27 protein-coding genes are annotated in these 25,732 nt (G+C 48.2%); 26 read left to right on the top strand and 1 reads right to left on the bottom strand.

Translation table 11 applies throughout. The annotated features are described in order from the left end of the window. Positions 1-10 precede the first annotated feature (10 nt). The 4 genes from fabD (at position 11) to rnc (ending at position 2,796) form a co-directional block, all read left to right on the top strand. Complete coding sequence (gene fabD / locus ACZGCQ_RS07270) at positions 11-931, top strand: ACP S-malonyltransferase (protein ID WP_035396761.1); 921 nt, start codon at positions 11-13, stop codon at positions 929-931. Next, on the top strand, positions 928-1,659 hold the full coding sequence (fabG, locus tag ACZGCQ_RS07265) for a 3-oxoacyl-[acyl-carrier-protein] reductase (RefSeq protein WP_406747567.1): 732 nt from the start codon (positions 928-930) through the stop codon (positions 1,657-1,659). Before fabD ends, fabG begins: the two co-directional genes overlap by 4 nt. A gap of 70 nt (positions 1,660-1,729) precedes the next feature. Next, positions 1,730-1,969 (top strand): acyl carrier protein, encoded by a 240-nt coding sequence (gene acpP / locus ACZGCQ_RS07260; protein WP_029342095.1) that lies wholly within the window; start codon positions 1,730-1,732, stop codon positions 1,967-1,969. A 56-nt stretch (positions 1,970-2,025) separates the two neighbouring features. After that, a complete protein-coding gene (gene rnc, locus ACZGCQ_RS07255) occupies positions 2,026-2,796 on the top strand; it encodes a ribonuclease III (RefSeq protein WP_023468747.1) in 771 nt (256 codons plus the stop codon). A gap of 70 nt (positions 2,797-2,866) precedes the next feature. Here the strand turns inward: rnc and ACZGCQ_RS07250 are convergent, their stop codons facing one another. Further along, positions 2,867-3,067, bottom strand: coding sequence for a DUF1128 family protein (locus ACZGCQ_RS07250; RefSeq protein WP_023468746.1), 201 nt, complete (start codon positions 3,065-3,067; stop codon positions 2,867-2,869). Positions 3,068-3,193: 126 nt separating this feature from the next. Here ACZGCQ_RS07250 and smc point away from each other — a divergent pair, with 126 nt between their 5' ends. The 22 genes from smc (at position 3,194) to codY (ending at position 25,589) form a co-directional block, all read left to right on the top strand. Beyond that, complete coding sequence (smc, locus tag ACZGCQ_RS07245; protein ID WP_406747568.1) at positions 3,194-6,757, top strand: chromosome segregation protein SMC; 3,564 nt, start codon at positions 3,194-3,196, stop codon at positions 6,755-6,757. Then, the gene (ftsY, locus tag ACZGCQ_RS07240; RefSeq protein WP_023468744.1) at positions 6,754-7,758 is read left to right on the top strand and encodes a signal recognition particle-docking protein FtsY; all 1,005 of its coding nucleotides are present in this window, start codon (positions 6,754-6,756) and stop codon (positions 7,756-7,758) included. The genes smc and ftsY overlap by 4 nt, the downstream gene beginning before the upstream one ends. 99 nt (positions 7,759-7,857) lie before the next feature. Then, the gene (locus tag ACZGCQ_RS07235) at positions 7,858-8,178 is read left to right on the top strand and encodes a putative DNA-binding protein (protein ID WP_023468743.1); all 321 of its coding nucleotides are present in this window, start codon (positions 7,858-7,860) and stop codon (positions 8,176-8,178) included. A 12-nt stretch (positions 8,179-8,190) separates the two neighbouring features. Beyond that, positions 8,191-9,540 carry a signal recognition particle protein gene (gene ffh / locus ACZGCQ_RS07230; protein WP_023468742.1) on the top strand — a complete coding sequence of 450 codons (1,350 nt, stop codon included), beginning with the start codon at positions 8,191-8,193 and terminating at the stop codon, positions 9,538-9,540. A gap of 93 nt (positions 9,541-9,633) precedes the next feature. Then, entirely contained in the window at positions 9,634-9,909 is a 276-nt protein-coding gene (gene rpsP, locus ACZGCQ_RS07225) for a 30S ribosomal protein S16 (RefSeq protein ID WP_023468741.1), read from the top strand. A gap of 62 nt (positions 9,910-9,971) precedes the next feature. After that, positions 9,972-10,481, top strand: a complete 510-nt coding sequence (gene rimM, locus ACZGCQ_RS07220; RefSeq protein ID WP_023468740.1) for a ribosome maturation factor RimM — start codon at positions 9,972-9,974, stop codon at positions 10,479-10,481. Continuing rightward, complete coding sequence (gene trmD, locus ACZGCQ_RS07215) at positions 10,478-11,206, top strand: tRNA (guanosine(37)-N1)-methyltransferase TrmD (protein ID WP_023468739.1); 729 nt, start codon at positions 10,478-10,480, stop codon at positions 11,204-11,206. The genes rimM and trmD overlap by 4 nt, the downstream gene beginning before the upstream one ends. A 112-nt stretch (positions 11,207-11,318) precedes the next feature. After that, a complete protein-coding gene (rplS, locus tag ACZGCQ_RS07210; RefSeq protein WP_023468738.1) occupies positions 11,319-11,672 on the top strand; it encodes a 50S ribosomal protein L19 in 354 nt (117 codons plus the stop codon). A 104-nt stretch (positions 11,673-11,776) separates the two neighbouring features. Further along, positions 11,777-12,316 carry a signal peptidase I gene (gene lepB, locus ACZGCQ_RS07205; RefSeq protein WP_034786034.1) on the top strand — a complete coding sequence of 180 codons (540 nt, stop codon included), beginning with the start codon at positions 11,777-11,779 and terminating at the stop codon, positions 12,314-12,316. 147 nt (positions 12,317-12,463) lie between these two features. Next, entirely contained in the window at positions 12,464-13,327 is an 864-nt protein-coding gene (gene ylqF, locus ACZGCQ_RS07200) for a ribosome biogenesis GTPase YlqF (protein WP_035396901.1), read from the top strand. 51 nt (positions 13,328-13,378) lie between these two features. Next, positions 13,379-14,131 carry a ribonuclease HII gene (locus tag ACZGCQ_RS07195; protein ID WP_290778039.1) on the top strand — a complete coding sequence of 251 codons (753 nt, stop codon included), beginning with the start codon at positions 13,379-13,381 and terminating at the stop codon, positions 14,129-14,131. Positions 14,132-14,143: 12 nt separating this feature from the next. Further along, positions 14,144-15,010, top strand: coding sequence for a flagellar hook-length control protein FliK (locus ACZGCQ_RS07190; protein WP_481265944.1), 867 nt, complete (start codon positions 14,144-14,146; stop codon positions 15,008-15,010). Next, positions 15,007-15,267, top strand: coding sequence for an EscU/YscU/HrcU family type III secretion system export apparatus switch protein (locus ACZGCQ_RS07185; RefSeq protein ID WP_214723618.1), 261 nt, complete (start codon positions 15,007-15,009; stop codon positions 15,265-15,267). The genes ACZGCQ_RS07190 and ACZGCQ_RS07185 overlap by 4 nt, the downstream gene beginning before the upstream one ends. Before the next feature lie 87 nt (positions 15,268-15,354). Next, the gene (gene sucC, locus ACZGCQ_RS07180) at positions 15,355-16,515 is read left to right on the top strand and encodes an ADP-forming succinate--CoA ligase subunit beta (protein ID WP_481265943.1); all 1,161 of its coding nucleotides are present in this window, start codon (positions 15,355-15,357) and stop codon (positions 16,513-16,515) included. Between the two features lie 13 nt (positions 16,516-16,528). Then, entirely contained in the window at positions 16,529-17,446 is a 918-nt protein-coding gene (gene sucD / locus ACZGCQ_RS07175; protein ID WP_023468731.1) for a succinate--CoA ligase subunit alpha, read from the top strand. A gap of 84 nt (positions 17,447-17,530) precedes the next feature. Continuing rightward, the gene (dprA, locus tag ACZGCQ_RS07170) at positions 17,531-18,358 is read left to right on the top strand and encodes a DNA-processing protein DprA (protein ID WP_481265942.1); all 828 of its coding nucleotides are present in this window, start codon (positions 17,531-17,533) and stop codon (positions 18,356-18,358) included. A 47-nt stretch (positions 18,359-18,405) separates the two neighbouring features. Beyond that, positions 18,406-20,502 (top strand): type I DNA topoisomerase, encoded by a 2,097-nt coding sequence (topA, locus tag ACZGCQ_RS07165; protein WP_029342082.1) that lies wholly within the window; start codon positions 18,406-18,408, stop codon positions 20,500-20,502. Positions 20,503-20,505: 3 nt separating this feature from the next. Continuing rightward, the gene (trmFO, locus tag ACZGCQ_RS07160) at positions 20,506-21,810 is read left to right on the top strand and encodes an FADH(2)-oxidizing methylenetetrahydrofolate--tRNA-(uracil(54)-C(5))-methyltransferase TrmFO (protein WP_058264804.1); all 1,305 of its coding nucleotides are present in this window, start codon (positions 20,506-20,508) and stop codon (positions 21,808-21,810) included. Positions 21,811-21,982: 172 nt separating this feature from the next. Next, the gene (locus ACZGCQ_RS07155) at positions 21,983-22,861 is read left to right on the top strand and encodes a tyrosine recombinase XerC (protein WP_481265941.1); all 879 of its coding nucleotides are present in this window, start codon (positions 21,983-21,985) and stop codon (positions 22,859-22,861) included. A 14-nt stretch (positions 22,862-22,875) separates the two neighbouring features. Then, positions 22,876-23,427: an ATP-dependent protease subunit HslV gene (gene hslV, locus ACZGCQ_RS07150; RefSeq protein WP_023468727.1), complete on the top strand. Its 552-nt coding sequence runs from the start codon at positions 22,876-22,878 to the stop codon at positions 23,425-23,427. After that, on the top strand, positions 23,420-24,793 hold the full coding sequence (gene hslU, locus ACZGCQ_RS07145) for an ATP-dependent protease ATPase subunit HslU (protein WP_035406964.1): 1,374 nt from the start codon (positions 23,420-23,422) through the stop codon (positions 24,791-24,793). The genes hslV and hslU overlap by 8 nt, the downstream gene beginning before the upstream one ends. A 16-nt stretch (positions 24,794-24,809) precedes the next feature. After that, positions 24,810-25,589 carry a GTP-sensing pleiotropic transcriptional regulator CodY gene (gene codY, locus ACZGCQ_RS07140; protein WP_023468725.1) on the top strand — a complete coding sequence of 260 codons (780 nt, stop codon included), beginning with the start codon at positions 24,810-24,812 and terminating at the stop codon, positions 25,587-25,589. Positions 25,590-25,732: the final 143 nt, after the last annotated feature.

The following is a 25,732-nucleotide window of genomic DNA, read 5'->3' as shown; positions in this document are numbered from 1 at the left end:
GTGAGACGAGATGGGGAAAACAGTTTGGATGTTTCCAGGACAAGGGTCACAGACGCCTGGAATGGGACAGACGCTTATCACGCAAGACGAGACACGCCAAGCACTCGCTGACCTCGGAACGCGAATTGGTCTGGATCTGACGACGCTGATGACGACAGGGACGAAGGATGAATTGAAAGCGACGGACATCGCTCAACCAGCCATCGTCGCACATAGTGCATTACTCGCACAGCAGTACGCAGCACAAGGACATACACCTGATTTCGTACTCGGACACAGTGTTGGAGAATATAGCGCGCTCGTCGCAGCTTCTGTCATCACACCGTCTGAAGCCGTCTATCTCGTCCGCGAACGCGGAAAACTCATGAATCAAGTCACGGGTGGAACGATGGCGGCGGTCATCGGCATGAATGATGTCGAGGCAGCCCATCACGCGGTCGAATCGATTGCGGCGACGGGAGAGATTGTCCAGATAGCGAACTACAACTGTCCTGGGCAATTCGTCATCTCCGGACAAATCGCAGCGGTCGAATCCGCTACAGCGAAGTTAAAAGAGCTCGGAGCAAAACGTGTCTTACCGCTTGATGTCTCAGGTGCGTTCCATTCGTCACTCATGACACCATTCGCACCACGATTCGAAGACATTCTCGTCTCGTCACCGTTTGAAGCGGCGAAGACGAAATTCATCTCGAACGTCGACAGTGCGTTCCACGATCAACCAGACGAATTGATTCGTTTGCTCGTTCAGCAGCTCTACTCACCGGTTCGATTCGAATCATGCGTTGAGCGTCTGATCGAAGAAGGTGCGGATACATTCATCGAGTTTGGTCCATCATCTCCGTTGAGCGGTCTCGTGAAAAGAATCAAAAAAGATGCGAAGATCATCAGCATCACGACACTTGAGCAGTTGGAAGCGGAGGGAATTCGTTGAGTAAAGTAGCACTCGTCACTGGCGCGTCACGCGGCATCGGAGCTGCCATCGCGAAGCGATTGGCAACAGATGGTTTCCGTGTCGTCGTCAACTATGCAGGAAGCACGGACAAGGCGGAAGCAGTCGTCCGTGAAATCAAGGAAGCAGGCGGAGAGGCACTCGCGATTCAAGCGGATGTCGCTGAAGCAGATGCTGTCAAACAGATGATCAAACAGACGATCGACACGTTCGGTCAACTGGATTGTGTCGTCAATAATGCCGGCATCACGCGTGATGGTTTGCTGATGCGTATGAAGGAAGCGGATTTCGATGCTGTCATCGATACGAATCTGAAAGGTGCGTTTCTCGTCACGCAAGCTGCGACACGTCCATTGTTAAAAACAAGCGGTCGTATCATCAACATCGCATCAGTCGTCGGTATTTCCGGAAATCCAGGGCAAGCGAACTATGTCGCAGCGAAAGCGGGTCTGATCGGGCTGACGAAATCCGTCGCACGTGAACTCGCGAGTAAAGGTGTCACAGTCAATGCCATCTGTCCAGGCTTCATCGAGACGGACATGACGGACGAATTGACGGAAGAACAGCGGAACCTGTCACTCGGGCAAATTCCGTTGAAACGCTTCGGTCAAACGGACGATATTGCTTCACTCGTCAGTTTCATCGCTTCAGATGAAGCGCGATACATCACAGGACAAACTCTTGCCGTCGATGGCGGCATGACGATGTAACACAACTAACGGTAGTACTTTGCCAAATCGGCAATCATCTTATATACTCAACTCATGGAGGGATTTTAAAATGACAAAAGAACAAATCTTAGTAGACGTACAAGAAGCAATCGCAGAAAAATTAGGAAAAGAACAAAGTGAAATCACACTTGATAAATCGTTCAAAGACGACCTCGGTGCTGACTCTCTCGAAGTCATGGAACTCGTCATGGACTTAGAAGACAAGTTCGAAATCACGATCGAAGATGAGCAAGCAGAAAACTTGAAGACTGTCGGCGATGTCGTCAACTACATCGAAACACAAGTCTGATCATTGAAGCTGACCCACCGCAATTTGCGGTGGGCTTTAGCTGTTTAGGAGGAACTATGACGAATCAAAAAGGACGTCGTGTCCGAAAAGGACCCTATGTAAAACGACGCAAGGATGCTCGGACGCTCGCTCAAATCGAGCAGAAATTCGAAGCGTTACAAGAGCGCCTGAATATCACGTTTTCTAATGTCGAGCTATTAAAGCAAGCCTTCACGCACTCTTCGTTCGTCAATGAACAACGCGAGTCTGAAGGGGATAACGAACGCCTAGAATTTTTAGGGGATGCTGTCTTAGAGTTGACGGTGTCACGCTATCTATTCGAACACTACCCGGAACGTTCCGAGGGGGAATTAACGAAATTGCGAGCGGCAATCGTCTGTGAACCGTCACTCGTCCAATTTGCGAATCACTATCAGTTTTCCGATATGATTCTGTTAGGTAAGGGGGAAGAACTGACCGGTGGTCGGAATCGTCCAGCCTTACTTGCGGATGTCTTCGAATCCTTCATTGGCGCCTTGTATCTTGACCAAGGCATCGAAGCAGCCGAACGATTCCTCGCCGAAGCGGTTTTTCCGAAAGTGGCGACAGGCTTTTTTGAAGAACAGACAGATTTCAAGAGTCAATTACAGGAAGCGATTCAACGTGTCGGCTTAGGTGTCATCGAGTATGAAATCATCGAGGAGCGCGGTCCGGCGCATAGTCGGGAATTCATCTCGCGTGTCCAAGTCGCGGATGAGCTCGAAGGGATCGGGACAGGCCGATCGAAAAAAGAGGCAGAACAACAGGCGGCAAAACAAGCCTTACTTGAATTAAAGAAACAGTTTTAAGCAACAAAAGGCCGACCATCTCTCGAATGCGTGAGAGATGATCGGCCTTTATCGTGTGAAGTTCGCTTGATTAGACAGTCTTGAGGGATTTCAGTTCGTCGACGATCGCATCGACCTCTGCAAGTGATAACGAGTCGCGCATCATGACGAACTCATAAATCTCTTTTAAGTCCTCGTTTTTTGAGCCATCGAACTGTTCTGCTTTAATGACCCCTTTGTTGATGATGTTCAATTTATCTAAGATTGCTTCAATCATTTGTTCAATCGTCATCGTGTTATTCGCTCCTCTTCTTCTTGTTTCGCGTGATACTACCTTAAAACCTATCATGTTGCTAGCGTTTCGGCTATGGTAAACTGAAAGAAATTCAAAAGAAATTTAAACATACGGGTGATCAAGATGTACTTAAAACGAATTGAAATCAATGGCTTCAAATCATTTGCCAGTCGAACTGAATTAGAATTTCTTCCGGGTGTCACGGCAGTCGTCGGACCGAACGGAAGTGGGAAATCAAATATATCGGACGCTGTCCGTTGGGTGCTCGGAGAACAATCTGCGAAGTCACTGCGCGGGGCGAAGATGGAAGACGTCATTTTTGCCGGCAGTCTGTCTGAACACCGGAAACAATTTGCCGAGGTGACGCTCGTCTTAGACAACGAGTCGGGAACGGTTGCGTTGCCGTATCAGGAAATCAGTGTCACGCGGCGTGTCAGCCGCAACGGAGACAGCGATTATTTTTTAAATAAAAAACCATGTCGCCTGAAGGATGTCCTTGATCTGTTCATGGACACAGGCTTGTCGCGTGATGCTTTTGCAATCATCGGACAAGGGCGAGTTGAACAAGTCATCTCCGGTAAACCGGAAGAACGCCGTGCTGTCATCGAGGAAGCAGCAGGCGTCTTGAAGTATCGTCATCGCAAGAAGCAAGCCGAGCGGAAATTAAGTGATACGGAAGCGAATCTATCGCGTGTCGATGATATTTTATATGAACTTGGCGGACGAATCGAGCCATTACGTGAACAAGCGGCGCTCGCGAAAGAGTATCTCGTCGCTCGAGAACGGCATGATGTCCTCGAGCGTGGTATCTTGGCGCAAGAAATCACGACGTATCAGACGGAGCTCGAAACACTAGCGCGTGACATCGCACAATGTGAAGAACGCCTTGCGTCTCAAAAGACGACTTACGAAGAGACCGTCTTGTCCCGAGAGAATCAAGAATCGACGCTCGAAGAAGAACGACAACAAGAAAACGCGTTGCAGGAGCAACTTCGACATGTCTCGACGCGACTTGTTGAGATCCAAGGTGCCCTTAACCTAGCGAAAGAGCGTGAAAAACACGGGACCGAGACGAAAGAGCGACTCGAACAAGAGGTTGCCGTCGTCGAAGAACGCGTCAAGGAACTGGAACTCGAACTGACCGCTTTACAGGAACGCCAAGCAGAAGTCGATCAGGAAGCAAAACGGATCACGGCTGAACGGGAAAGAGCCGATCAAGCGCTGACACAAACCGATCGTGATTTTGATAAGGAAGCCGAAGTATTACGTTCGGAAGCCTTTGAAGTGGCGAGTCGATTAGCTGCGACGAATAATGCCTATAATCGGGCGAAGCAAGATCTCATGCAGGCAGAAGAACAACAACGTTCATTTACGGCGGACAGCGGTACGAAACAATCGACGCGTCGTCAACTCGAGGAAGACGTCGCTCGACTAGAGGCGGATGTCGCTTCGATTCGGACGAAGTTGGACCAAGCAACGGAAGAAGAGACGACGGCACTTGCAGCACGAAATGAACAACAACAGGCGTTACGACAAGTCGAACAGTCCGTTGCGGATTTAGAGCGACGTCGGCATAAGACGGAAGACCGGATTGAATTCCTTGAATCCGTCAAAGCCGACTATAGCGGCTATTTCGGTGCCGTGAAGACGATTTTAAAACAACGAGATCAGCACCCAGGTATTCACGGAGCGGTCGCGGAGTTGATTTCGGTTCCGGCGCGCTTTGAAGCGGCAATCGAGACAGCGCTTGGTGGGGCAATGCAAAACATCGTCGTCGATACCGATGCGACAGGACGTCGTCTGATCCAGGAGCTTCGGCGATTAAATGCCGGTCGAGCGACGTTCATGCCGCTCGCCTCACTCCAAGCACGCGAAGTCAATCGTTCAGTACGAGAACAAGTCGGTGGAATGTCTGGGTTCGTCGGGATCGCAAGTGATCTCGTGACGACAGACGAGACGTTGACGAAATTAAAGATGAACTTGCTCGGTACGACACTCGTCGTCGAGTCACTTGAACAGGCGAACCAAATCGCCCGTTCGACGGGACATCGCTATCGTCTCGTCACGCTCGAAGGAGATGTCGTCAACGTCGGCGGTACGATGACCGGCGGAAGTCGGAAAAAAGGCACACCATTGTTCAGTCAATCGCGCGAACTTGACGAGTTAAAAGAGGGACTGACGCGCGGACAAGCGGTCATTCGGGAGCAGATGCGCCGCTTGGAAGATCTGAGAGCGGCGATCCAGACTCTTGATGCTACGGCTCGGACACGGACAGAAACGATTCAAACATTACAAGGGCAACTCGAACAATCGCGCGATACGTTAGCAGATGCGAACCGTCATCTCGCTGTCATGACGTCTGAATTGTCGGTTGAAGATCGACAGATGGCACGTGTACTCGAACAAGAACAGGAAGCACGTCGGATCATCGAGACGTCGGAAGTCGAGATCGCAAAATGGACGGAGCGTCAAACAGAGCTCAGACAAGCCTTAGATCGTCTTAAGGATGCGCAAGCCCGTGGTGCCGTCACGATGGACGAACTGAAGAAGGAACAAGCAGAAGCAGTTCTCGAAGAGCGGACGATTCAAATGAAACAAGCGCAACTTTCGCAAGAGATCGAACGCCTGACGGAACAGGTCAGTCACGCGAAGCTTGAACGTGGTCATAAACGCCGTGACTTGCGTCATGTCCTCGAAGGATTCGACGAAGCGAAAATCGATGCCTTGCATGCGGAACAGCGCGAACAGGAACAGGAACAACAACGGGTCGAGACCGAACTCGTCGCGATCGGGCAACGGATTCAAGTACAAGCAGAATCCCTGCGCTTGATCCGGATACGCGAAGCGAAGACGAAGGACGATCAACAAACGACGAAACAGGCACTCGAGCAGCTACGACTCTCGCAAGGGAAAACGAGCACACGTCTTGAGACAAGACAAGAAATGCTGGAAGAGATGGGATTACTGCTCGAACTGATTGCACCTCTTGATCTATCGTATGAAGAGGCAAAAGAGGAAATTCATCTGCTCAAACGCCAACTCGAAGAAATCGGCATCGTCAACATCGGTGCGATTGAGGAATTCGCGGAGGTCGATGAACGGTTTACGTTCCTGTCCGCGCAACGGGATGATCTCGTCGCTGCTAAAACGGATCTCTATGGCGTCATCGAAGAGATGGACCGAGAAGTCATTCGGTTGTTCCGTCAAACGTATGATGCTGTCCGTGAACACTTCCGGGAAACATTCCGAGAGCTATTCGGGGGCGGTGAAGCCGATCTAGTCCTCGTTGACCCGGGTGATTTGTTGACGAGTGGAATTGATATTGTCGCGAAACCTCCTGGTAAGAAGCTGCAAAATTTGTCGCTCTTGTCTGGTGGAGAGCGTGCTTTGACGGCAATCGCCTTATTATTTGCGATTCTTAAGACACGTCCCGTTCCATTCTGTGTCCTCGATGAGGTCGAGGCAGCGCTTGATGAAGCGAACGTCGCGCGATTCGGCGAGTTCGTCCATCAGCTAGCACGCGAGACACAGTTCGTCATCATCACTCATCGTAAAGGGACGATGGAGGCAGCAGACGTCTTATATGGCGTCACGATGCAGCAAAACGGGATATCTGAAGTGTTATCCGTTAAACTAGAAGAGGCACGGCGTACATTAAGTGAAGAACCAAAGGAGATTAAACAATGAGTTTCTTTAAAAAACTGAAAGATCGCTTGACGACTTCGACACAAGAAGTCACGACTAAATTCACGGAAGGCTTGACGAAGACACGTGACGGATTAGCGAGTGCCGTCAATGATCTCGTCTACCGCTTCCGAGAAGTTGATGAAGACTTCTTCGAAGAGTTAGAAGAAGTGTTGATCCAAGCCGACGTCGGTGTGACGACGACGATGGATTTGGTCGAAGAATTAAAGACAGAAGTCAAACGACGTAACGTCAAGGATCCAAAACAAGTCCGAGACGTCCTCGTTGAAGTCGTCGCGAACATGTTAGTCGAAGAAGAAGAGACAGCCCTTGATCTTGATCATGAGCTGAATGTCATCCTCTTCGTTGGTGTCAATGGGGTCGGTAAGACGACGACGATCGGGAAACTTGCGAACCGATTAAAACAAGAAGGCAAGAGCGTCATGTTAGCAGCGGGGGATACGTTCCGGGCTGGTGCGATCGATCAACTGCAAGTCTGGGGCGAACGCTCCGGTGTACCGGTCATCCGCCAAGGCGAAGGCTCCGATCCGGCTGCTGTCGTCTATGACGCCGTCCAAGCAGCAAAAGCACGTAAGGTCGATGTCCTGATTTGTGATACGGCAGGACGCCTTCAAAACAAGGTCAACCTGATGAACGAACTTGAAAAGGTCAAACGCGTCATCGAACGTGAAATTCCTGGTGCCCCCCATGAAGTGTTACTAGCACTTGACGCGACGACAGGGCAAAACGCGATGGTGCAGGCAAAAGCCTTCAAACAAGCGACGAACGTCAGCGGAATCGTCTTGACGAAGCTTGACGGCACAGCAAAAGGCGGGATTGTTCTTGCGATCAAGAACGAGCTGAATCTGCCGGTGAAGTTCGTGGGTCTCGGTGAAAAGATCGATGATTTACAACCGTTTGACGCAGAACAATTCGTGTATGGACTGTTCGGCGATGTCTTTGAAGAAAAAGAAAACGTCGACACGGAAGAAAGCGCGGAATAAGCGACGTTTCATGTAAAGAAAAAAACTTGACAACACACTGCGAGGGCTGTACTATACTATCTGTAAAGGAATTTCACTTAACATTGCGGAGGTGCTCGAATGACACTTGATAAAACGAACCGGATGAATTATCTGATTGACTTTTATCAGGAGCTTTTGACGCCAAAACAACGGAATTACATGTCACTCTATTACTTAGATGACTTTTCCTTAGGTGAGATCGCCGATGAGTTTGAAGTCAGCCGACAAGCAGTCTACGACAACATAAAACGCACGGAAGCCATGCTCGAGCAGTATGAAGAACGACTATCGCTGTTCAAGAAACACGAACGGCGAAAGCAGTTACTCGATCAGCTGAAGCAATGCGACCTTCCGGGTGAAGCCCTAGTGATCATTGAGACATTGGAGCAATTAGAGTAGGAGGCATTCTTAATGGCATTCGAAGGATTATCGGAACGGCTTCAAGCCAGTCTCGCTAAAATGCGAGGTAAAGGTAAGATTTCTGAAGCAGACGTCAAAGAGATGATGCGCGAAGTTCGCTTAGCGCTACTCGAAGCCGACGTCAACTTCAAGGTCGTCAAACAATTCGTAAATGATGTAAAGGAACGCGCCGTCGGACAGGATGTCATGACGTCTTTGACGCCAGGACAACAAGTCGTCAAAATCGTCCACGATGAATTGACGAATCTGATGGGTGCAGAAGTGTCACCATTGACGCTTGCGAACCGTCCTCCGACCGTCATCATGATGACCGGTCTGCAAGGGGCAGGTAAAACAACGACAACGGGTAAACTTGCTAATCATTTACGTAAAAAACATAATCGTAGTCCTTTGCTTGTTGCGGCGGATATTTATCGTCCGGCAGCAATCAAACAATTAGAGACACTCGGAAAACAATTGGAGTTACCGGTCTTCTCGATGGGAGATCAGGTTAGTCCACAAGAAATCGTTACCGGTGCACTCGATTATGCAAAAGAGCATCATCACGATATCGTGTTGATCGATACGGCAGGTCGCTTACACGTCGATGAGGAACTGATGCAGGAACTCGTTGATGTGAAGGAGATCGCCAAACCGCATGAAATCTTCCTAGTCGTCGATTCGATGACGGGTCAGGATGCCGTCAACGTCGCAGAGAGCTTCAACGAGAAGCTTGGCGTAACGGGAGTCGTTCTGACGAAGCTCGACGGAGATACGCGAGGTGGTGCAGCACTCTCCATCAAGGCAGTCACCGGAGCACCGATTAAGTTCGTCGGTCTTGGAGAGAAGCTCGATGCCATCGAACCATTCTATCCCGAGCGGATGGCGTCTCGGATTCTAGGCATGGGAGACATGCTGACACTGATTGAAAAAGCAGAGTCACAAATGGACGCTACGCGTGCCAAAGAGTTAGAAAGCAAAATGCGCGATGCATCGTTTACATTCGATGATTTCATCGAGCAGTTGCAGCAAGTGAAACAGATGGGTCCACTCGACGAACTGTTGGGAATGATCCCTGGGGCAGGTAAAGGGAAGATGAAGGGGTTGAAAAACGCCCAAATCGATGAGAAGCAACTCGTGTATGTCGAAGCGATCATCCAATCGATGACGAAACGAGAGCGGACTGAACCTGAAATCTTGAATGCGAGCCGTCGGAAGCGGATTGCCCGTGGTAGCGGACGCAGTATCCAAGAAGTCAACCGCCTCATTAAACAGTTCGAAGACATGCGGAAAATGATGAAACAATTTTCCGGACAGATGGGCAAAGGGAAAAAGAAAGGCTTTGGCCTTCCATTCTTTTAAAAGTCTTTTCTCTTTTGCTGTAACGTTGTATACTAATGAAGTTGTCAATTTGACTAAACGAAAAAATCATTTATTATTTGGAGGGACTTACGAATGGCAGTTAAAATTCGTCTTAAGCGCATGGGCGCAAAAAAATCACCTTTCTACCGTGTGGTAGTAGCAGACTCACGTGCACCACGTGATGGTCGTTTCATCGAGCAAATCGGATACTACAATCCAGTTGCTAAACCAGAAGCAGAAGTTAAAATCAACGAAGAGCTAGCTCTTAAATGGCTCTCTGAAGGTGCTAAACCTTCGGACACAGTTCGTAACCTCTTCTCACAAGCTGGTATCATGGAGAAATTCCACAACGCGAAACTCGCGAAGTAAGACGTTAGGAGGTGAGCGAAAGCTTACCTCCTTTTTTTAATTCAAGAAAGGAAGTGAAACGAATGGAATGGTTGGAAATTGCGAAAATCGCCAACACGCACGGTCTAAAAGGGGAATTGAAGTTACTCGCAAGCACGGATTTTCCGGAAGAACGCTTTAAGGTCGGAAAAGAAGTCTTTCTCGGCTCTGAAGGCACGTATACACCGGTAACGATCAGTGGCTACCGAAAGCATAAACAATTCATCATGGTGACGTTCAAAGGGATGCATCATATCAATGACGTCGAGAAGTACAAAGGATTGAAACTCTATGTCCATGCAGAAGACTTACAGGACTTAGACGAGCATGAATTTTACTATCATGAGATCATCGGTTGTACGGTTTATGACGGTGAGACGAAAATCGGAGTCGTATCCGACATTCTCGAAACTGGCGCAAATGACGTCTGGACGATCAAACGCGACGGAAAAAAAGATGTCCTGATTCCGTATATCGAGCAAGTCGTCGCTTCCGTCGACGTCGAACAGAAACGCATTCAGATCACGCCGCTTCCGGGACTGATCGAGGAATGAACATCCGTGTATTGACGCTGTTTCCAGAGATGTTTTCAGCGCTTGATCATTCGATCGTCAAGCGAGCGCAAGACGATCAACACGTCATACTCGAAACCATCAATTTTCGAGACTTTTCAACGAATCGACATGGTAAGGTCGATGATTATCCGTATGGTGGAGGAGCCGGCATGCTGTTGACACCTCAACCCGTCTTCGATGCGATGGCAAGTCTACCGGAACGAAAACGACGAATCATCGTCATGACTCCGACCGGTAAACGGTTTTCGCAACGAATGGCAGAAGAATGGGCAAACGAAGAAGAACTTGTCTTCTTATGTGGTCACTATGAGGGGTTTGATCAGCGAATCCATGATCAGTTGGTGACGGATGAGGTCTCGCTCGGAGACTTCGTCTTGACGGGAGGAGAACTCGCTGCGATGACGATGATCGACGCCGTCGTTCGCCTCTTACCGGACGTCCTCGGTGCTTCTGCGAGTCACGAAGATGATTCCTTCTCAACAGGACTTCTCGAATACCCGCACTATACACGTCCGGCAGAATATAAAGGGTATCGAGTACCCGATGTCTTGTTATCAGGCAACCATGCCCGGATTGAAAAATGGCGACGGGAACAGTCGCTGAAGCGGACATATGAGCGACGCCCTGATCTTCTCGTGGATGCATCGTTAACGGATGAAGATCAACGTTATTTAGACTCGATTTCAGGATTGTCAAACGACTGAATCTATGATAAGTTAAAACATGTGGCAAAAGCCACCCATTAACGATGTTCCGCTGTCGGATGCTTGAAGCAAATGAAGATAAGAACATTGGTGAAAAAAGGAGAAATCATTCATGAACACACAACAATTGTTCCGTGAACTTACACAAGAACAAATCAAGTCAGACGTCCCTGCGTTCCGTCCTGGGGATACAGTCCGTGTACACGTTAAAGTCGTCGAGGGTACGCGTGAGCGTATTCAGCTCTTCGAAGGCGTAGTCATCAAACGTCACGGTGGCGGCATCAGTGAAACATTCACAGTCCGTAAAATTTCTTACGGAGTTGGCGTTGAGCGTGCTTTCCCGCTCCACTCACCACGTGTTGCACAAATCGAAGTCGTTCGCTACGGTAAAGTCCGTCGTGCGAAACTTTACTACCTCCGTAACCTTCGTGGTAAAGCGGCGCGTATTAAAGAAATTCGTCGTTAATCATGTGAAAAAGTGGCTTGTCTCCGGACAAGCTTCTTTTTTTTGCAGTTTATGCGTATACTAGTCCTTAGGAAGAAATTGCGTTAATCAAGGGAGTGGAATTCGTGAAGGAGTTATTTAGTTGGGTAAAGGCGCTCGTCGTAGCGCTCGTCATCGCGTTCATCATTCGAACGTTCCTGTTCGTACCCGTCATCGTTGATGGGGAATCGATGATGCCGACCTTACACAATGCGGATCGAATGATTGTCAATAAGGTCCCATACTATTTTAATGAACCAGAAAGAGGCGATATCGTTGTCTTCCATGCAACGGAAACGCGAGACTACATCAAACGGGTCATCGCTGTTCCGGGAGATACGATGTATTACAAAGACGATACGTTGTATGTCAACGATAAGAAAGTCGCCGAACCGTATCTGAAAGAATACAAAGCCCAGATGAGTGGTGTGCCATTGACAGAAGACTTCACGCTTGAAGAGCGAACAGGAGAGACGACTGTTCCAAAAGGGAAAGTATTCGTCATGGGAGACAATCGTCAAAATTCAAAAGATAGTCGTGATATCGGTTTCGTGGATGAAGAACAAATCGTCGGAACGACGAACTTCGTCTTCTATCCATTCAATGATGTACGCTCTGTCGATTAAAACGAAAGAAGATGAGACGCTTGCCGTTAAAAGTAAGCAGCTCATCTTCTTTTCTTGTCTTAAGTTGCGTATACTAGGGAGTGGATGTTTTTTCATGTATCGTATGATCAGCAAGAAGTCCAGGAATATATGAACGAGGTGAAGGATATGACGATTCAATGGTTCCCCGGTCACATGGCCAAAGCACGTCGGGAAGTCACAGAAAAATTAAAGTTGATCGATGTGGTGATCGAACTCGTCGATGCACGTCTTCCGATGTCGAGCCGTAACCCGATGGTCGAACAGATCACGGCAGGTAAGCCGCGACTGATCGTCCTCAACAAGGCGGATATGGCAGACAAACGAGTGACGGAGCAATGGATGCAGGCATTACGAGCAGATGGTGTCGATGTCGTGGCGGTTGATGCGAAGCACAATAAAGGATTGAATCAAATCCATGAGGGCGCTTTACGACTAATGAAAGAAAAACACGCACGGATGCGGGAGAAGGGTCGGAACCCGAGTGCGATCCGTGCCTTGATCATCGGCATTCCGAACGTCGGGAAATCGACGCTCATCAATCGACTTGCCGGTCGAAATATCGCAATCACGGGTGACCGTCCAGGTGTGACGAAACGCCAGCAGTGGATCAAGATGAAGACAGGTGAGATGGAATTACTCGATACACCAGGTATCCTCTGGCCGAAGTTTGACGATCAAGTCGTCGGGTATCGGTTAGCAGCGACAGGAGCGATCAAGGATGATATTTTAAACATCGACGATATCGCGCTATTTGCCCTTCGTGAGCTAAAGACACGGTATCCGGAGCAATTGCGTGAGCGCTATCGTCTCGACGAAGTATCGGGAGAAGCGGTTGATGTACTCGAAGCAATCGGTAAAAAACGGGGTTTCGTCTCAGGTGGCTATGTCGATTTCGAGCGGACGAGCGAAATGCTCCTGCATGAACTACGAACGGAAAAGTTAGGTCGAGTGACGCTTGAAACGGTCGAAGAGTGGGAAACGCATGCATAACGGACTTGGACATCCTTTGATGTCCAAGTTTTTTTCAAAGGAGCAGGATGTATGAAGATAGCAGAATTAAAAGAACGATTGCAAAAAGCAACACTAGAAGAATTTATTCAGTTAAAGCAGGAACTGGCGTCAGATACGCGAAAAGGGGTGCATACACTGTTTCGTCAGACAGAACGACGATTTGCGCACGAAGAGCAGCAACGGATCGATTTCAAGGAACGACTCGCATTTGAAGATGAGTATCGTCAGCAAGGATACGTTCGAATTGCAGGAGTGGACGAAGTCGGGCGAGGTCCACTAGCTGGTCCGGTCGTCGCAGCAGCGGTCATCTTACCAGACGGATTCTATCATCCAGGACTAACGGATTCAAAACAGATGAGTAAAGTACAGCGGCAAGCGGCACTTAAGCATCTGCAAGAAGTTGCTGAGATTGCGATCGGCATCATCGAACCGGCTGAAATCGACGAAATCAATATCTATCAGGCGTCGAAACGGGCGATGCAAGACGCAGTACACCAATTGCAACCGGATGCCTTACTTGTCGATGCGATGACACTCGACGACGATACACCACAACTCTCTCTTATCAAAGGAGATGCGCGAAGTGTCTCCATTGCTGCTGCAAGTGTCGTTGCGAAAGAGACACGAGATGCGATGATGGAACAATACGCAATCGAGTATCCGGGATATGGATTTGAAACACACGCAGGTTACGGAACACCCATACATTTACAAGCGCTCGATACACTGGGCGTCACACCGATTCACCGGAAAACATTCCGTCCTGTCAAAGAACGTCTTTAGGAGGAATCGAGCATGCAAATCGAACATCGTGCCTTACTTCCATTTAAAATCATCGATCATGCGAACCTACCGTTACGGGAAGGAGCAAACATCGTCGGTAAAGTGTTGAAGCTGTTACCCGACGGATTAATGGAACTCCAAGTCGGTCAACGCGTCTTGACGGCAGGGACGACGGCTGAACTAAAAGAAGGGAACATGTATCGCTTACAAATCGTTTCAGCAGAGGGACAACCGGTTTTAAAAATCATCTCGACCGAGTCTGTTCCGCAAAAGTCGGCTCTCCCCCAGTTACTCGACTCCTTTTTACAACGCCAGATGGTACCGACTGCGGAAACACGGGAACTCCTAAGGCAAATTGGTCAACCAGTGACGGAAGGAGAAGCGAAGCAGTTAAAACACGCCCTTACCGAACTCGTTCAACTGGCAAAGGGTGACGAGACAGGTCGAACGCTTGATCGAAAGACGAGTGATCAGATTTTAGCGCAACAACTCGTCCAAGCAACGAACGAAACAGGGAAAGGAGTCTATTTATTTCAATTACCTCAATTTGGACCATTCGAAGATGTTGATCTCATGATGGAAGCACCGTTCGAACGGACGTTTGATCCGAATCATGCCCGTGTCGTCTTATATCTTCAATTACCGACGCTCGGTGAGGTCGCTGTCGACGTCTTGATCGCAGACCGAAATGTTTCGATTTCCGTCTTTCATCCAAATGCGCACGTCAATACGTTCATGCAAGCCTACACACCGCAAATTCAGACTCGTCTTGAGGAACAAGGCTATGCATTGACGCGATTCGATTGGGTTGAACAGACGAAAGAGCGCGTACCGCATGATATCTCAACGCGTAACGGAAGGGTGGATCTTCATATATGAAAAAAGCAATAGCTCTATCATACGAAGAACAGATGCATGCTCCAAAAGTCGTTGCTAAGGGATCGGAACACATCGCAGAACGGATTTTAGAAGAGGCATTAAAACATGATATTCCGATCCGGCAGGACGAAACGTTGATGACGTTACTAGATGCTGTTCAAGTATCGGAACAGATTCCGGAAGAATTATACGGTGTCATCGCTGAGTTATTTGCCTTTTTATATCGTCTCGATCAAGATGAACTTCTGAAAAAATAAAGCTTTCGGTCGATAACGATAGACAGCGCTTCCAATTTTAACTACAATGAAAGAGCCGAAACTAAAGGGGTTAAGGGGGATTTTTTCATGAATGTACATGAGTATCAGGCAAAAGAATTACTTCGTTCGTACGGTGTACCCGTACCAAACGGAATCGCAGCCTTCACCGTCGAAGAGGCGGTCGATGCATCAGAACAATTGTCAGGCCCGATCAAAGTCGTCAAAGCTCAAATTCACGCGGGGGGACGCGGTAAAGCAGGTGGCGTCAAGCTTGCGAAATCGCAAGAAGAAGTGAAGGAATATGCGACGGAGTTACTCGGCAAAACGCTCGTCACGCACCAAACAGGTCCAGAAGGAAAAGTCGTTCAACGTCTTCTCGTCGAAGAAGGGTGTGCGATTGACAAAGAATACTATCTTGGAATCGTACTTGATCGTGTGACAGGACGTGTCGTCATCATGGGATCAAGTGAAGGTGGTATGGACATCGAAGAGGTGGCGGAAGCGACACCAGAAAAAATCATCAAAGAAGTCATTGATCCTGCGGTTGGTCTTCAAGGATTCCAAGCGCGTAAACTTGCGTTCGCAATGGGTGTTCCAGTGAAGCTCGTCAACAAGTTCGTCGGTATGGTCACAAAACTCTACAACTTCTTCGTCGACAAGGATTGTTCGATCGCAGAAATCAACCCACTCGTTACGACGAAGGATGGCGAAGTCCTTGCATTAGATGCGAAGTTGAACTTCGATTCAAACGCGTTGTATCGTCATGCGGATATCGTAGCGTTACGTGATGAAACAGAAGAAGATCCACGTGAAGTCGAAGCGTCGAAAAGTGATTTGAACTACATCGCGCTCGATGGAAACATCGGTTGCCTCGTCAATGGTGCGGGTCTTGCCATGGCAACGATGGATATCATCAAACACTTCAGCGGTGATCCTGCAAACTTCCTCGATGTCGGTGGTGGTGCGACAAAAGAGAAAGTTACAGAAGCATTCAAACTGATCCTATCAGATGAGAACGTCAAAGGGATTTTCGTCAACATCTTCGGTGGAATCATGAAATGTGACGTCATCGCAGAAGGTATCGTTGCGGCGACAAAAGAAGTCGGTCTCGAATTGCCACTCGTCGTTCGTCTTGAAGGGACGAACGTTGATGCAGGGAAACAAATTCTCAAAGATTCAGGTCTAGCGATTACAGCAGCTACATCAATGGCAGACGGCGCAGAAAAAATCGCTGCGCTCGTGAAGTAAGGGGGAGCTAAAGATGAGTATTTGGGTGAACGAATCGACGAAAGTCATTATTCAAGGGATTACTGGTAACCAAGGGATGTTCCACGGTGAACAGATGATCGACTACGGCACAAACCTCGTAGGCGGTGTTACACCAGGAAAAGGCGGTACGGAAGTACTCGGTGGTGTTCCTGTCTTTGATACGGTCGCGCAAGCGGTCGAAAAAACGGGTGCGAACGCATCGATCATCTACGTACCACCAGCATTCGCAGCGGATGCAATCATGGAAGCAGCAGATGCGAACATCGCGTTGATCATCTGTATCACGGAAGGTATTCCAGTTCTTGATATGGTCAAAGTAAAACGTTACCTCGAAGGAAAACCAGTTCGTCTCATCGGACCGAACTGCCCGGGCGTCATCACTCCAGGTGTCGCGAAACTTGGTATCATGCCAGGATACATCCATACACCAGGTCATGTCGGTATCGTCTCACGTTCTGGGACTTTGACATATGAAGCTGTCCATCAATTAACGACGGCTGGCATCGGTCAATCGACAGCTGTTGGTATCGGGGGCGACCCGGTCAATGGAACGGACTTCATCGATACGTTAAAAGCATTCAATGAAGATCCAGAAACAAAAGCCGTTATCATGTTAGGGGAAATCGGTGGAACAGCTGAAGAAGAAGCAGCTGAGTGGGTCAAAGCGAACATGACGAAACCAGTCATTGGTTTCATCGGTGGTCAAACAGCTCCTGCCGGCAAACGGATGGGTCACGCAGGTGCGATCATCTCTGGCGGTAAAGGAACAGCTGCTGAAAAAATCAAGACACTCCGTGCAAACGGAATCGAAGTGGCAGAAACACCAGCTGTCATTGGTGAGACGTTAATCCGTGTCATCAAAGAAGCAGGGATCTATGACGAGTGCGTGACGAACAGCACAGTCAAATAAATCAAAAAAAAGAAGCTGTCCTGATCAAATCAGGACGGCTTTCTTCTATATAAATAAGAAGCTTAAATAAGGAGCGCTGATCTCATGAAACGTGAACTGTATGTCCGCTTCGCCATGTGTCAGGTACCGTACACGATCGTCCGATTGATTGAGCAATTCGGAATCGTTCCAAGTCATGAATTACCCGTTTCGACGCGTCTTCGAAAACGGTATGAACAAGCATTACAGCTTGATTGGATCGAAGAGTCGATTCTAGTCAAAGGAGATCCACTGTTTCCGACTGTGTTACTGACGATCCCTCAACCGGTCTATGCCCTCTTTTACCGCGGTGATCCGTCCCGCCTAACACTTCCACGCGTCAGTATCATCGGTAGTCGAACCCCCTCAGCGCACCATCTTTCCCGCATGCGTTTCTTGCAACCCTTCTTTCATCCAGATCTCGCCACCGTTTCCGGAGGTGCCTATGGTATCGATGCCCTCGTCCATCGCTTGTCCTTAAAACATCAGCAGACAACGATTGCGGTTCTCGCAGGAGGACTTGATCGTCTATATCCTACTTCCCATGCTTCTCTTTTTAAACGCATCCTCTCGAACGGTCTTCTTCTCTCTGAATATCCACCTGGAACTCCTATTCAAAAATTTCAATTTCTAGAACGGAACCGGATCATTGCTGGATTATCTTCATCATTGATCATCGTCGAAGCGGCGAAACGAAGCGGTACGATGAATACTGCCAGTCATGCGCTTGACCAAGGAAAAGATGTCTATTGTTTGCCGGGTTGTCCCACGGAATCGTTCTTTACCGGAACGAATCAATTGATCGCAGAAGGAGCGATTCCACTCCTTGATCCGGAAGAAGTTTCAAAAAGTATTCGGCTGAACGTTGACAAATGGGAATCGAGACTACTATGATAAGTGAGATTAAAATACGAGTACGCCTCTAATAGGGAGCGATTGCAATGGCAAAATATCTAGTAATCGTCGAGTCACCCGCTAAGGCAAAAACCATTAAACGTTATCTCGGATCCAACTATACCGTGAAAGCGTCGATGGGGCACGTCATTGACTTGCCGAAAAGCCAAATGGGAGTCGACGTCGAACATGACTATGAACCGAAATATATCACGATCCGTGGTAAAGGTCCGGTCTTAAAAGAACTCAAGACAGCTGCGAAAAAAGCACAAAAAATCTATCTCGCAGCCGACCCCGACCGTGAAGGGGAAGCGATCGCATGGCATTTAGCTAAAGCATTAGGCGTTGATGAATCAACGGAGTGCCGCGTCGTCTTCAATGAAATCACGAAAGATGCCATCAAGGATTCGTTCAAGCGACCACGCAAGCTCAACTATGATCTTGTCGATGCGCAGCAAGCCCGTCGTATCTTGGACCGCCTTGTTGGTTACAGCATGAGTCCGTTATTATGGAAGAAGATTAAAAAAGGGTTATCTGCGGGACGCGTTCAATCCGTTGCCGTCAAGATGATCATCGATCGTGAACAAGAAATCAATGCGTTCATGCCTGAAGAATACTGGACGATCAAACTCGAACTCGATGCAAACGGTGAAAAGCTCGAAGCGAACTTCTACGGAGTCGATGGCAAGAAGCGTGAACTTCATTCGCAAGAAGAAGTCGATCAAATCTTGAATCAACTCTCAGAAGACTTTACAGTTGATTCCGTCACGAAAAAAGAGCGTAAACGGAATCCAGCGTTACCGTTTACGACGAGTTCTTTGCAACAGGAAGCAGCACGTAAGCTGAACTTCCGAGCGAAGAAGACGATGATGATCGCACAACAGCTATACGAAGGAATCGAAATTGGAAAAGAAGGTACAGTCGGTTTGATCACGTATATGCGTACCGATTCGACACGGACGTCAGATTCGGCGAATCTCGAAGCACACGGGTTCATTGAGCAGGCGTACGGAAAAGAATACATCGCAAGCGAAAAACGTAAAGAAAAGAAATCAGCGAACTCACAAGATGCACACGAAGCGGTTCGTCCGACTTCGACGATGCGCGAGCCACAACTCGTCAAATCGTATTTATCGCGTGATCAGTTCCGCTTATATAAACTAATTTGGGAACGGTTCGTCGCAAGCCAGATGGCGCCAGCGATTCTCGATACTGTCAAAATCGATCTCGTCTCGAACGACGTCACGTTCCGTGCGAACGGGTCGACCGTTAAATTCCCGGGCTTCATGAAGGTCTACATCGAAGATACGGACGATGAGGCGGTTTCAGACGTCAAGGAAGGACTACTTCCTCCACTCGATGAAGGGGAAGAGTTGAAACAATCAGCAATCGAACCGAAACAACACTTCACACAACCACCGCCACGTTATACGGAAGCACGTCTTGTCCGGGCGATGGAAGAGCTCGGTATCGGTCGTCCGTCAACGTATGCGCCGACGCTCGATACGATTCAAAAACGGGGTTACGTGACGCTTGAAGAGAAGAAATTCTTACCAACGGAACTTGGTGAACTCGTCATCGATATGATCAGCGACTATTTCCAAGAGTTCATCACTGTCCAGTTCACGGCAGACATGGAAGCTTTACTCGATGCGATCGAAAAAGGTGACATGCAGTGGACGGAAGTCGTCGATCCAATCTATAAGTCCTTTGCAAAGCGTCTGACACGAGCAGAAGCAGAAATCGAGAAGATTGAAATCAAAGATGAACCGGCTGGAGAAGATTGTGAAGTCTGTGGTCATCCGATGGTCATCAAGATGGGGCGTTATGGCAAGTTCATGGCGTGCTCGAACTTCCCAGAGTGTCGTAACACTAAACCGATCCAAGTCGAGATCGGTGTGAAGTGTCCGACATGTGGAACGGGCGACATCGTCGAACGTCGTAGTAAAAAAGGACGTTTGTTCTACGGTTGTTCGAACTATCCGGAGTGTGAGTTCGTCTCATGGGATAAACCGGTCGAAGAACCATGTCCGGTATGTAGTAGTATGATGGTACAAAAGAAAATCAAGAACGGTGTGAAAGTAGAATGTACATCTTGTGGACATCATGAAACACGCATCGATCAGGAGCAAGAGGAGGAATGACCGTTGAAACGTGTAACGGTAATCGGCGCGGGACTTGCAGGTTCTGAAGCAGCATGGCAACTTGCAAAACGCGGCGTACAAGTAGATTTATATGAAATGCGGCCTGTCAAACAGACACCCGCGCACCATACAGACCAATTCGCTGAACTCGTCTGTTCGAACTCACTTCGAGCGAACCAGTTAACGAACGCAGTCGGTGTCTTAAAGGAAGAGATGCGTCAGCTCGATTCCTTGATCATGAAAGCAGCAGACTTAGCGAGCGTTCCAGCAGGTGGAGCACTTGCTGTCGATCGGCATGACTTCGCAGGATATGTGACGGAAACGTTGAAAAACCACCCGAACGTTACCGTCCATCATGAAGAAATCGAAGCGATTCCAGATGGTCCGACGATCGTCGCGACGGGTCCGTTGACGAGTGCGGCATTATCGGAATCACTTAAACAATTCACAGGTGAAGATTACCTATACTTCTTCGATGCAGCGGCACCGATTCTCGATGGAGACACGATCGATCGTGAGAAGGTTTACCTGAAATCACGATATGATAAAGGCGAAGCTGCCTACTTGAATTGTCCAATGACGGAAGAAGAATTCCAGCTCTTCTATGATGAGCTGATCAATGCGGAAGTCGTTCCATTGAAGGAATTTGAAAAAGAGATTTACTTCGAGGGCTGTATGCCATTTGAAGTTCTCGCTTCTCGCGGACCGAAAACACTCTTGTTTGGACCGATGAAGCCAGTCGGACTGGAAGATCCGAAGACAGGCAAACGACCATATGCTGTCGTTCAATTGCGTCAGGATAACTCAGCTGGAACATTGTTCAACCTTGTCGGCTTCCAGACACATTTGAAATGGGGCGAACAAAAGCGGATCATTCGCTTGATTCCTGGTCTTGAGAATGCAGAAATCGTCCGTTATGGTGTCATGCACCGTAACACGTTCGTCAACTCACCGAATTTGCTGAAACCAACGTATCAGACACGTACACGTGACGACTTGTTCTTTGCTGGTCAAATGACAGGTGTCGAAGGGTACGTCGAGTCAGCAGCGTCCGGCTTAACGGCAGGAATCAATGCAGCACGTCTCATCAATGAGGCAGAACCGGTTACGTTCCCGCAGGAAACGATGATGGGTGCGATGTCGCACTATATCACGACGACGGAAGGGAAGAACTTCCAGCCAATGAATGCCAACTTCGGATTGGTACCAGCACTCGTCGGTCATCCGGTTCGGATGAAAAAACCTGAGAAGTATGCGCTCTACGCAGAGCGAGCACTTGAAGCAATCAAAGATTTCACGGATATGTGATTTTTGATGGGGAGAAAGGCGTGATTTAGCGCTCTTTCTCCCCATTTCTTAATTTGTCATAAAAGCGTGATAATTTCGTTAATTTTTCGGTTTTTGGTCTATTGTCAGACTACTTGGTCTGTGCTATGCTAAGGGCGATTCGAGAATGAAATGGTCAGAAGGGGGCGCATTCATGGGGATAGACACTGCTTTTGAGCGACTGCTAGAAGATTTTATGCGGTATGTTCATATTGAACGTCAATTATCTCCGAATACAGGTCGCTCTTATGATCAAACACTTCGACAATACGCCGCTTTTTGCCGCGATCATCAGTTACGATCGATTGAATTGGCAAGTGCACGGCGTTATTTGTATGCTCTTTACGATCAGGAGCTGGCGCGGGCGACGATTGCACAAAAAGTTTCCTGCCTCAAACAATTTGGTCGTTTTTTGACACGTGACACCGATGAGCCTAATCCATTCGATGGATTAAAAGCACCAAAACGACAACAAGGACTTCCGACATTCCTCGTCCCAACGGAATATGAACGTTTCCTCAATGCCTTTCGATCGAGTGATACGCTTGGCAACCGGAATGTGGCGTTAGTAGAACTTTTATATGCGACGGGTATGCGGGTCAGCGAGGTCGTTCAACTAGATCTTCGTGATCTCGCGACTGATCACTCCTACGTCCATGTGTATGGAAAAGGTGGGAAGGAACGCATCGCACCAATCGGAACCTTTGCTAAAGATGCATTAGAACTGTACTTACCATCACGAGATCCAATCGCAGGTCATGAGCAAGCGTTGTTCTTGTCTCATTCAGGGCGTCGATTGACGACGGATGCGATTCGGAAAATCATGAAAAAAGGGGAACAACTCGTTGGGAAACATGTGACACCACATGCGCTTCGTCATAGTTTCGCGACAGATTTACTGGAAAGAGGCGCCGATTTGCGAGCGGTCCAGGAGTTACTTGGACACGCATCGCTGTCGACGACTGGTCAGTATACACACGTAACGACGGAACGATTACGACATGTTTATCAACAAGCACATCCTCGTGCCTAAGGGAGGAAACATTGATGTTTCATGCAACGACGATTTTTGCGATTCAACATAACGGACAATCCGCGATGAGCGGAGACGGACAGGTGACTTTCGGAAACCAAGTCATCATGAAGAAAAGTGCGAAAAAAGTACGGCGCCTCTATGGTGGCAAAGTCATTGCCGGATTTGCTGGAAGTGTCGCGGACGCGTTCACACTCTTTGAAAAATTCGAAGCGAAGCTTGAAATGTATAACGGGAACTTACAACGGGCAGCAGTTGAGCTGGCAAAGGAATGGCGAGGCGATAAGATGTTGCGTCAACTAGAAGCACTCTTACTCGTCATGGATGGAACACATCTCTTACTTGTATCCGGAAACGGGGAAGTCATCGAACCGGATGACGGCATTCTCGCAATCGGTTCAGGTGGTAATTATGCGCTTGCAGCAGGTCGCGCTTTAGCTCGACATGCAAGTCATCTCACAGCAGAGGAGATCGCCCGCGCAGCTCTTGAGACGGCTGGTGAACTCTGTGTCTTTACGAACGATCAAATCATCCTAGAAACGATCGGAGGCAATGACCATGCATGAATTGACGCCAAGACAAATCGTCGAGAAGTTAAATGAACATGTCATCGGACAAGCGGATGCTAAACGTGCGGTGGCGATTGCTTTACGTAATCGGTACCGTCGACAATTACTCGATGCATCGATGCGGGATGAAGTCACACCGAAGAATATCCTGATGATCGGACCGACCGGAGTCGGAAAGACTGAAATTGCGCGACGCCTCGCGAAACTCGTCCGTGCGCCGTTCGTCAAAATCGAAGCGACGAAGTTCACGGAAGTAGGGTACGTCGGTCGTGATGTGGAGTCAATGGTGCGGGATCTCGTGGAAGCGTCTCTACGTCTTGTCAAAGATGAGAAAAAAGAAGCGCTCAAGGATCGAGCGGAAGCAGTGGCGAACGAACGAATCGTCGATGCGTTATCTGGTAAAAAAGCATCATCTGGTCTAGGTGGTGGAACGAATCCGTTTGAGATGTTGTTCGGCGGGAACCAGAAGCAACAAGAGCCGGATACATCGGAAGCGACAGCCGACCGTTCGTTACTTCGTCAGCAATTACTGACAGGGCAACTCGAGGATCGAATGATTGAGGTCGATGTCGAAGAACGTCAAGTGGATTTATTCTCTGGGCAACAAGGTATGGAGGGGCTCGCAAATCTTCAGGATATGCTCGGACAAGTCATGCCGAAGAAAACGAAGAAGCGTCAGCTCACAGTCAAGGAAGCGCGTCCGATTTTGACAGCGGAAGAAGCGGAACGGTTGCTTGACTTGAACGAAGTCCATGACGAAGCGGTCCGTCGCGCAGAACAGATGGGTATCATTTTCGTCGATGAGATCGATAAGATCGCGACAAAGGGACATGATTCAGCTGGTGTTTCACGAGAAGGTGTTCAACGAGACATCTTACCGATTGTTGAAGGATCGACGATCGTTACGAAATATGGTCCAGTCAAGACGGATCATATCCTATTCATCGCTGCAGGTGCATTCCATATGGCGAAACCATCTGATCTGATTCCTGAGCTCCAAGGTCGTTTTCCGATCCGTGTCGAACTCGACAGTTTGACGGAAGATGACTTTGTTAAAATTTTAACTGAACCGAACCAAGCATTACTCAAACAATATAAAGCATTACTAGGGGCAGAGCACGTTCATGTCACCTTTACAGAAGAAGCCATTCGTGAAATCGCACGGATTGCTGCACAGGTAAACGATGAGACGGATAATATTGGAGCACGACGCTTGTATACGATCATGGAGCGCGTCCTTGAAGAATTATCCTTCGAAGCAGCAGACATGCCGGAGACGGATGTAACGATCACGCCACAATACGTGACGGATCGAGTTGGAAAAGTAGCAGATGATCGAGACTTAAGTCAGTTCATCTTATAAAGTGGAGGAAGAAAAAATGAATTTATTGGCGAAAACGCGGAAGCTGAATACGATGTTACAACAAGAAGCGAGCACACATGTTGATTTCAAGGTCATGGCTGATCGACTCAGCGAAGTCATGGAATCGAACACATTCATCGTAAGTCGGCGCGGTAAGTTACTAGGTATCGCAATCAAGCAACAAATCGAAAATGACCGGGTCCGTGGTTTCTTAGAAGAACGTCAATTCCCGGAAGATTACACGAAAAAATTATTTAACGTCACGGAAACGACAGCAAACATTGCCATCGATAGTGAACATACGGCATTTCCGGTCGACAACCGTGATACGTTCGAAACGTCGAAAACGACGATCGTACCGATCATCGGTGGTGGAGAACGCCTTGGGACACTTGTACTCGGTCGTATGGTGGAAGACTTCAATGAAGAAGATCTCGTGCTTGCGGAGTATGGTGCGACAGTCGTCGGGATGGAGATCCTTCGTGAAAAGGCTCATGAGGCGGAAGATAAAGCACGGAAGAAAGCGGTCGTTCAGATGGCGATCAATTCACTGTCTTATTCGGAACTCGAAGCGATTGAGCATATCTTCGAAGAGCTTGAAGGAAATGAAGGGTTACTCGTCGCTTCAAAGATTGCGGATCGGGTCGGTATTACTCGTTCCGTCATCGTCAATGCGCTTCGTAAGCTCGAAAGTGCAGGAGTCATCGAGTCACGTTCGCTCGGGATGAAGGGAACATACATCAAAATCTTAAACGATAATTTCCTATATGAATTAGAACGAATTAAATCGAACTAAAAAGGGAATTGCTGCTTATAGAGAGAAGACCTAGTTAAGCACTAGGTCTTTTTTGTTTGACTAGGTATTATTTATCATTTTTATAAGAAAAGGGAATAAAAAACAGATTATTAACATCTCATTACCCTATTTTTCAAAAAACT

The organism is Exiguobacterium sp. HSB13 (genome assembly GCF_056764755.1).
Note: the sequence above shows the minus strand (reverse complement) of the source record. Positions and strands in the feature narration are given on the sequence as shown.

Excerpts from the sequence above, each read along its gene's own strand:
- ACZGCQ_RS07195 (WP_290778039.1), top strand. The coding sequence starts at position 13,379 with ATGAAGATAGCAGAATTAAAAGAACGATTGCAAAAAGCAACACTAGAA.
- ftsY (WP_023468744.1), top strand. The coding sequence starts at position 6,754 with ATGAGTTTCTTTAAAAAACTGAAAGATCGCTTGACGACTTCGACACAA.
- trmD (WP_023468739.1), top strand. The coding sequence starts at position 10,478 with ATGAACATCCGTGTATTGACGCTGTTTCCAGAGATGTTTTCAGCGCTT.
- rplS (WP_023468738.1), top strand. The coding sequence starts at position 11,319 with ATGAACACACAACAATTGTTCCGTGAACTTACACAAGAACAAATCAAG.
- ACZGCQ_RS07155 (WP_481265941.1), top strand. The coding sequence starts at position 21,983 with ATGGGGATAGACACTGCTTTTGAGCGACTGCTAGAAGATTTTATGCGG.
- hslV (WP_023468727.1), top strand. The coding sequence starts at position 22,876 with ATGTTTCATGCAACGACGATTTTTGCGATTCAACATAACGGACAATCC.
- hslU (WP_035406964.1), top strand. The coding sequence starts at position 23,420 with ATGCATGAATTGACGCCAAGACAAATCGTCGAGAAGTTAAATGAACAT.
- dprA (WP_481265942.1), top strand. The coding sequence starts at position 17,531 with ATGAAACGTGAACTGTATGTCCGCTTCGCCATGTGTCAGGTACCGTAC.
- ACZGCQ_RS07235 (WP_023468743.1), top strand. The coding sequence starts at position 7,858 with ATGACACTTGATAAAACGAACCGGATGAATTATCTGATTGACTTTTAT.
- ACZGCQ_RS07250 (WP_023468746.1), bottom strand. The coding sequence starts at position 3,067 with ATGACGATTGAACAAATGATTGAAGCAATCTTAGATAAATTGAACATC.
- ACZGCQ_RS07185 (WP_214723618.1), top strand. The coding sequence starts at position 15,007 with ATGAAAAAAGCAATAGCTCTATCATACGAAGAACAGATGCATGCTCCA.
- topA (WP_029342082.1), top strand. The coding sequence starts at position 18,406 with ATGGCAAAATATCTAGTAATCGTCGAGTCACCCGCTAAGGCAAAAACC.
- ACZGCQ_RS07190 (WP_481265944.1), top strand. The coding sequence starts at position 14,144 with ATGCAAATCGAACATCGTGCCTTACTTCCATTTAAAATCATCGATCAT.
- acpP (WP_029342095.1), top strand. The coding sequence starts at position 1,730 with ATGACAAAAGAACAAATCTTAGTAGACGTACAAGAAGCAATCGCAGAA.
- rpsP (WP_023468741.1), top strand. The coding sequence starts at position 9,634 with ATGGCAGTTAAAATTCGTCTTAAGCGCATGGGCGCAAAAAAATCACCT.
- fabD (WP_035396761.1), top strand. The coding sequence starts at position 11 with ATGGGGAAAACAGTTTGGATGTTTCCAGGACAAGGGTCACAGACGCCT.
- ffh (WP_023468742.1), top strand. The coding sequence starts at position 8,191 with ATGGCATTCGAAGGATTATCGGAACGGCTTCAAGCCAGTCTCGCTAAA.
- smc (WP_406747568.1), top strand. The coding sequence starts at position 3,194 with ATGTACTTAAAACGAATTGAAATCAATGGCTTCAAATCATTTGCCAGT.
- rimM (WP_023468740.1), top strand. The coding sequence starts at position 9,972 with ATGGAATGGTTGGAAATTGCGAAAATCGCCAACACGCACGGTCTAAAA.
- codY (WP_023468725.1), top strand. The coding sequence starts at position 24,810 with ATGAATTTATTGGCGAAAACGCGGAAGCTGAATACGATGTTACAACAA.
- sucC (WP_481265943.1), top strand. The coding sequence starts at position 15,355 with ATGAATGTACATGAGTATCAGGCAAAAGAATTACTTCGTTCGTACGGT.
- rnc (WP_023468747.1), top strand. The coding sequence starts at position 2,026 with ATGACGAATCAAAAAGGACGTCGTGTCCGAAAAGGACCCTATGTAAAA.
- ylqF (WP_035396901.1), top strand. The coding sequence starts at position 12,464 with ATGACGATTCAATGGTTCCCCGGTCACATGGCCAAAGCACGTCGGGAA.
- sucD (WP_023468731.1), top strand. The coding sequence starts at position 16,529 with ATGAGTATTTGGGTGAACGAATCGACGAAAGTCATTATTCAAGGGATT.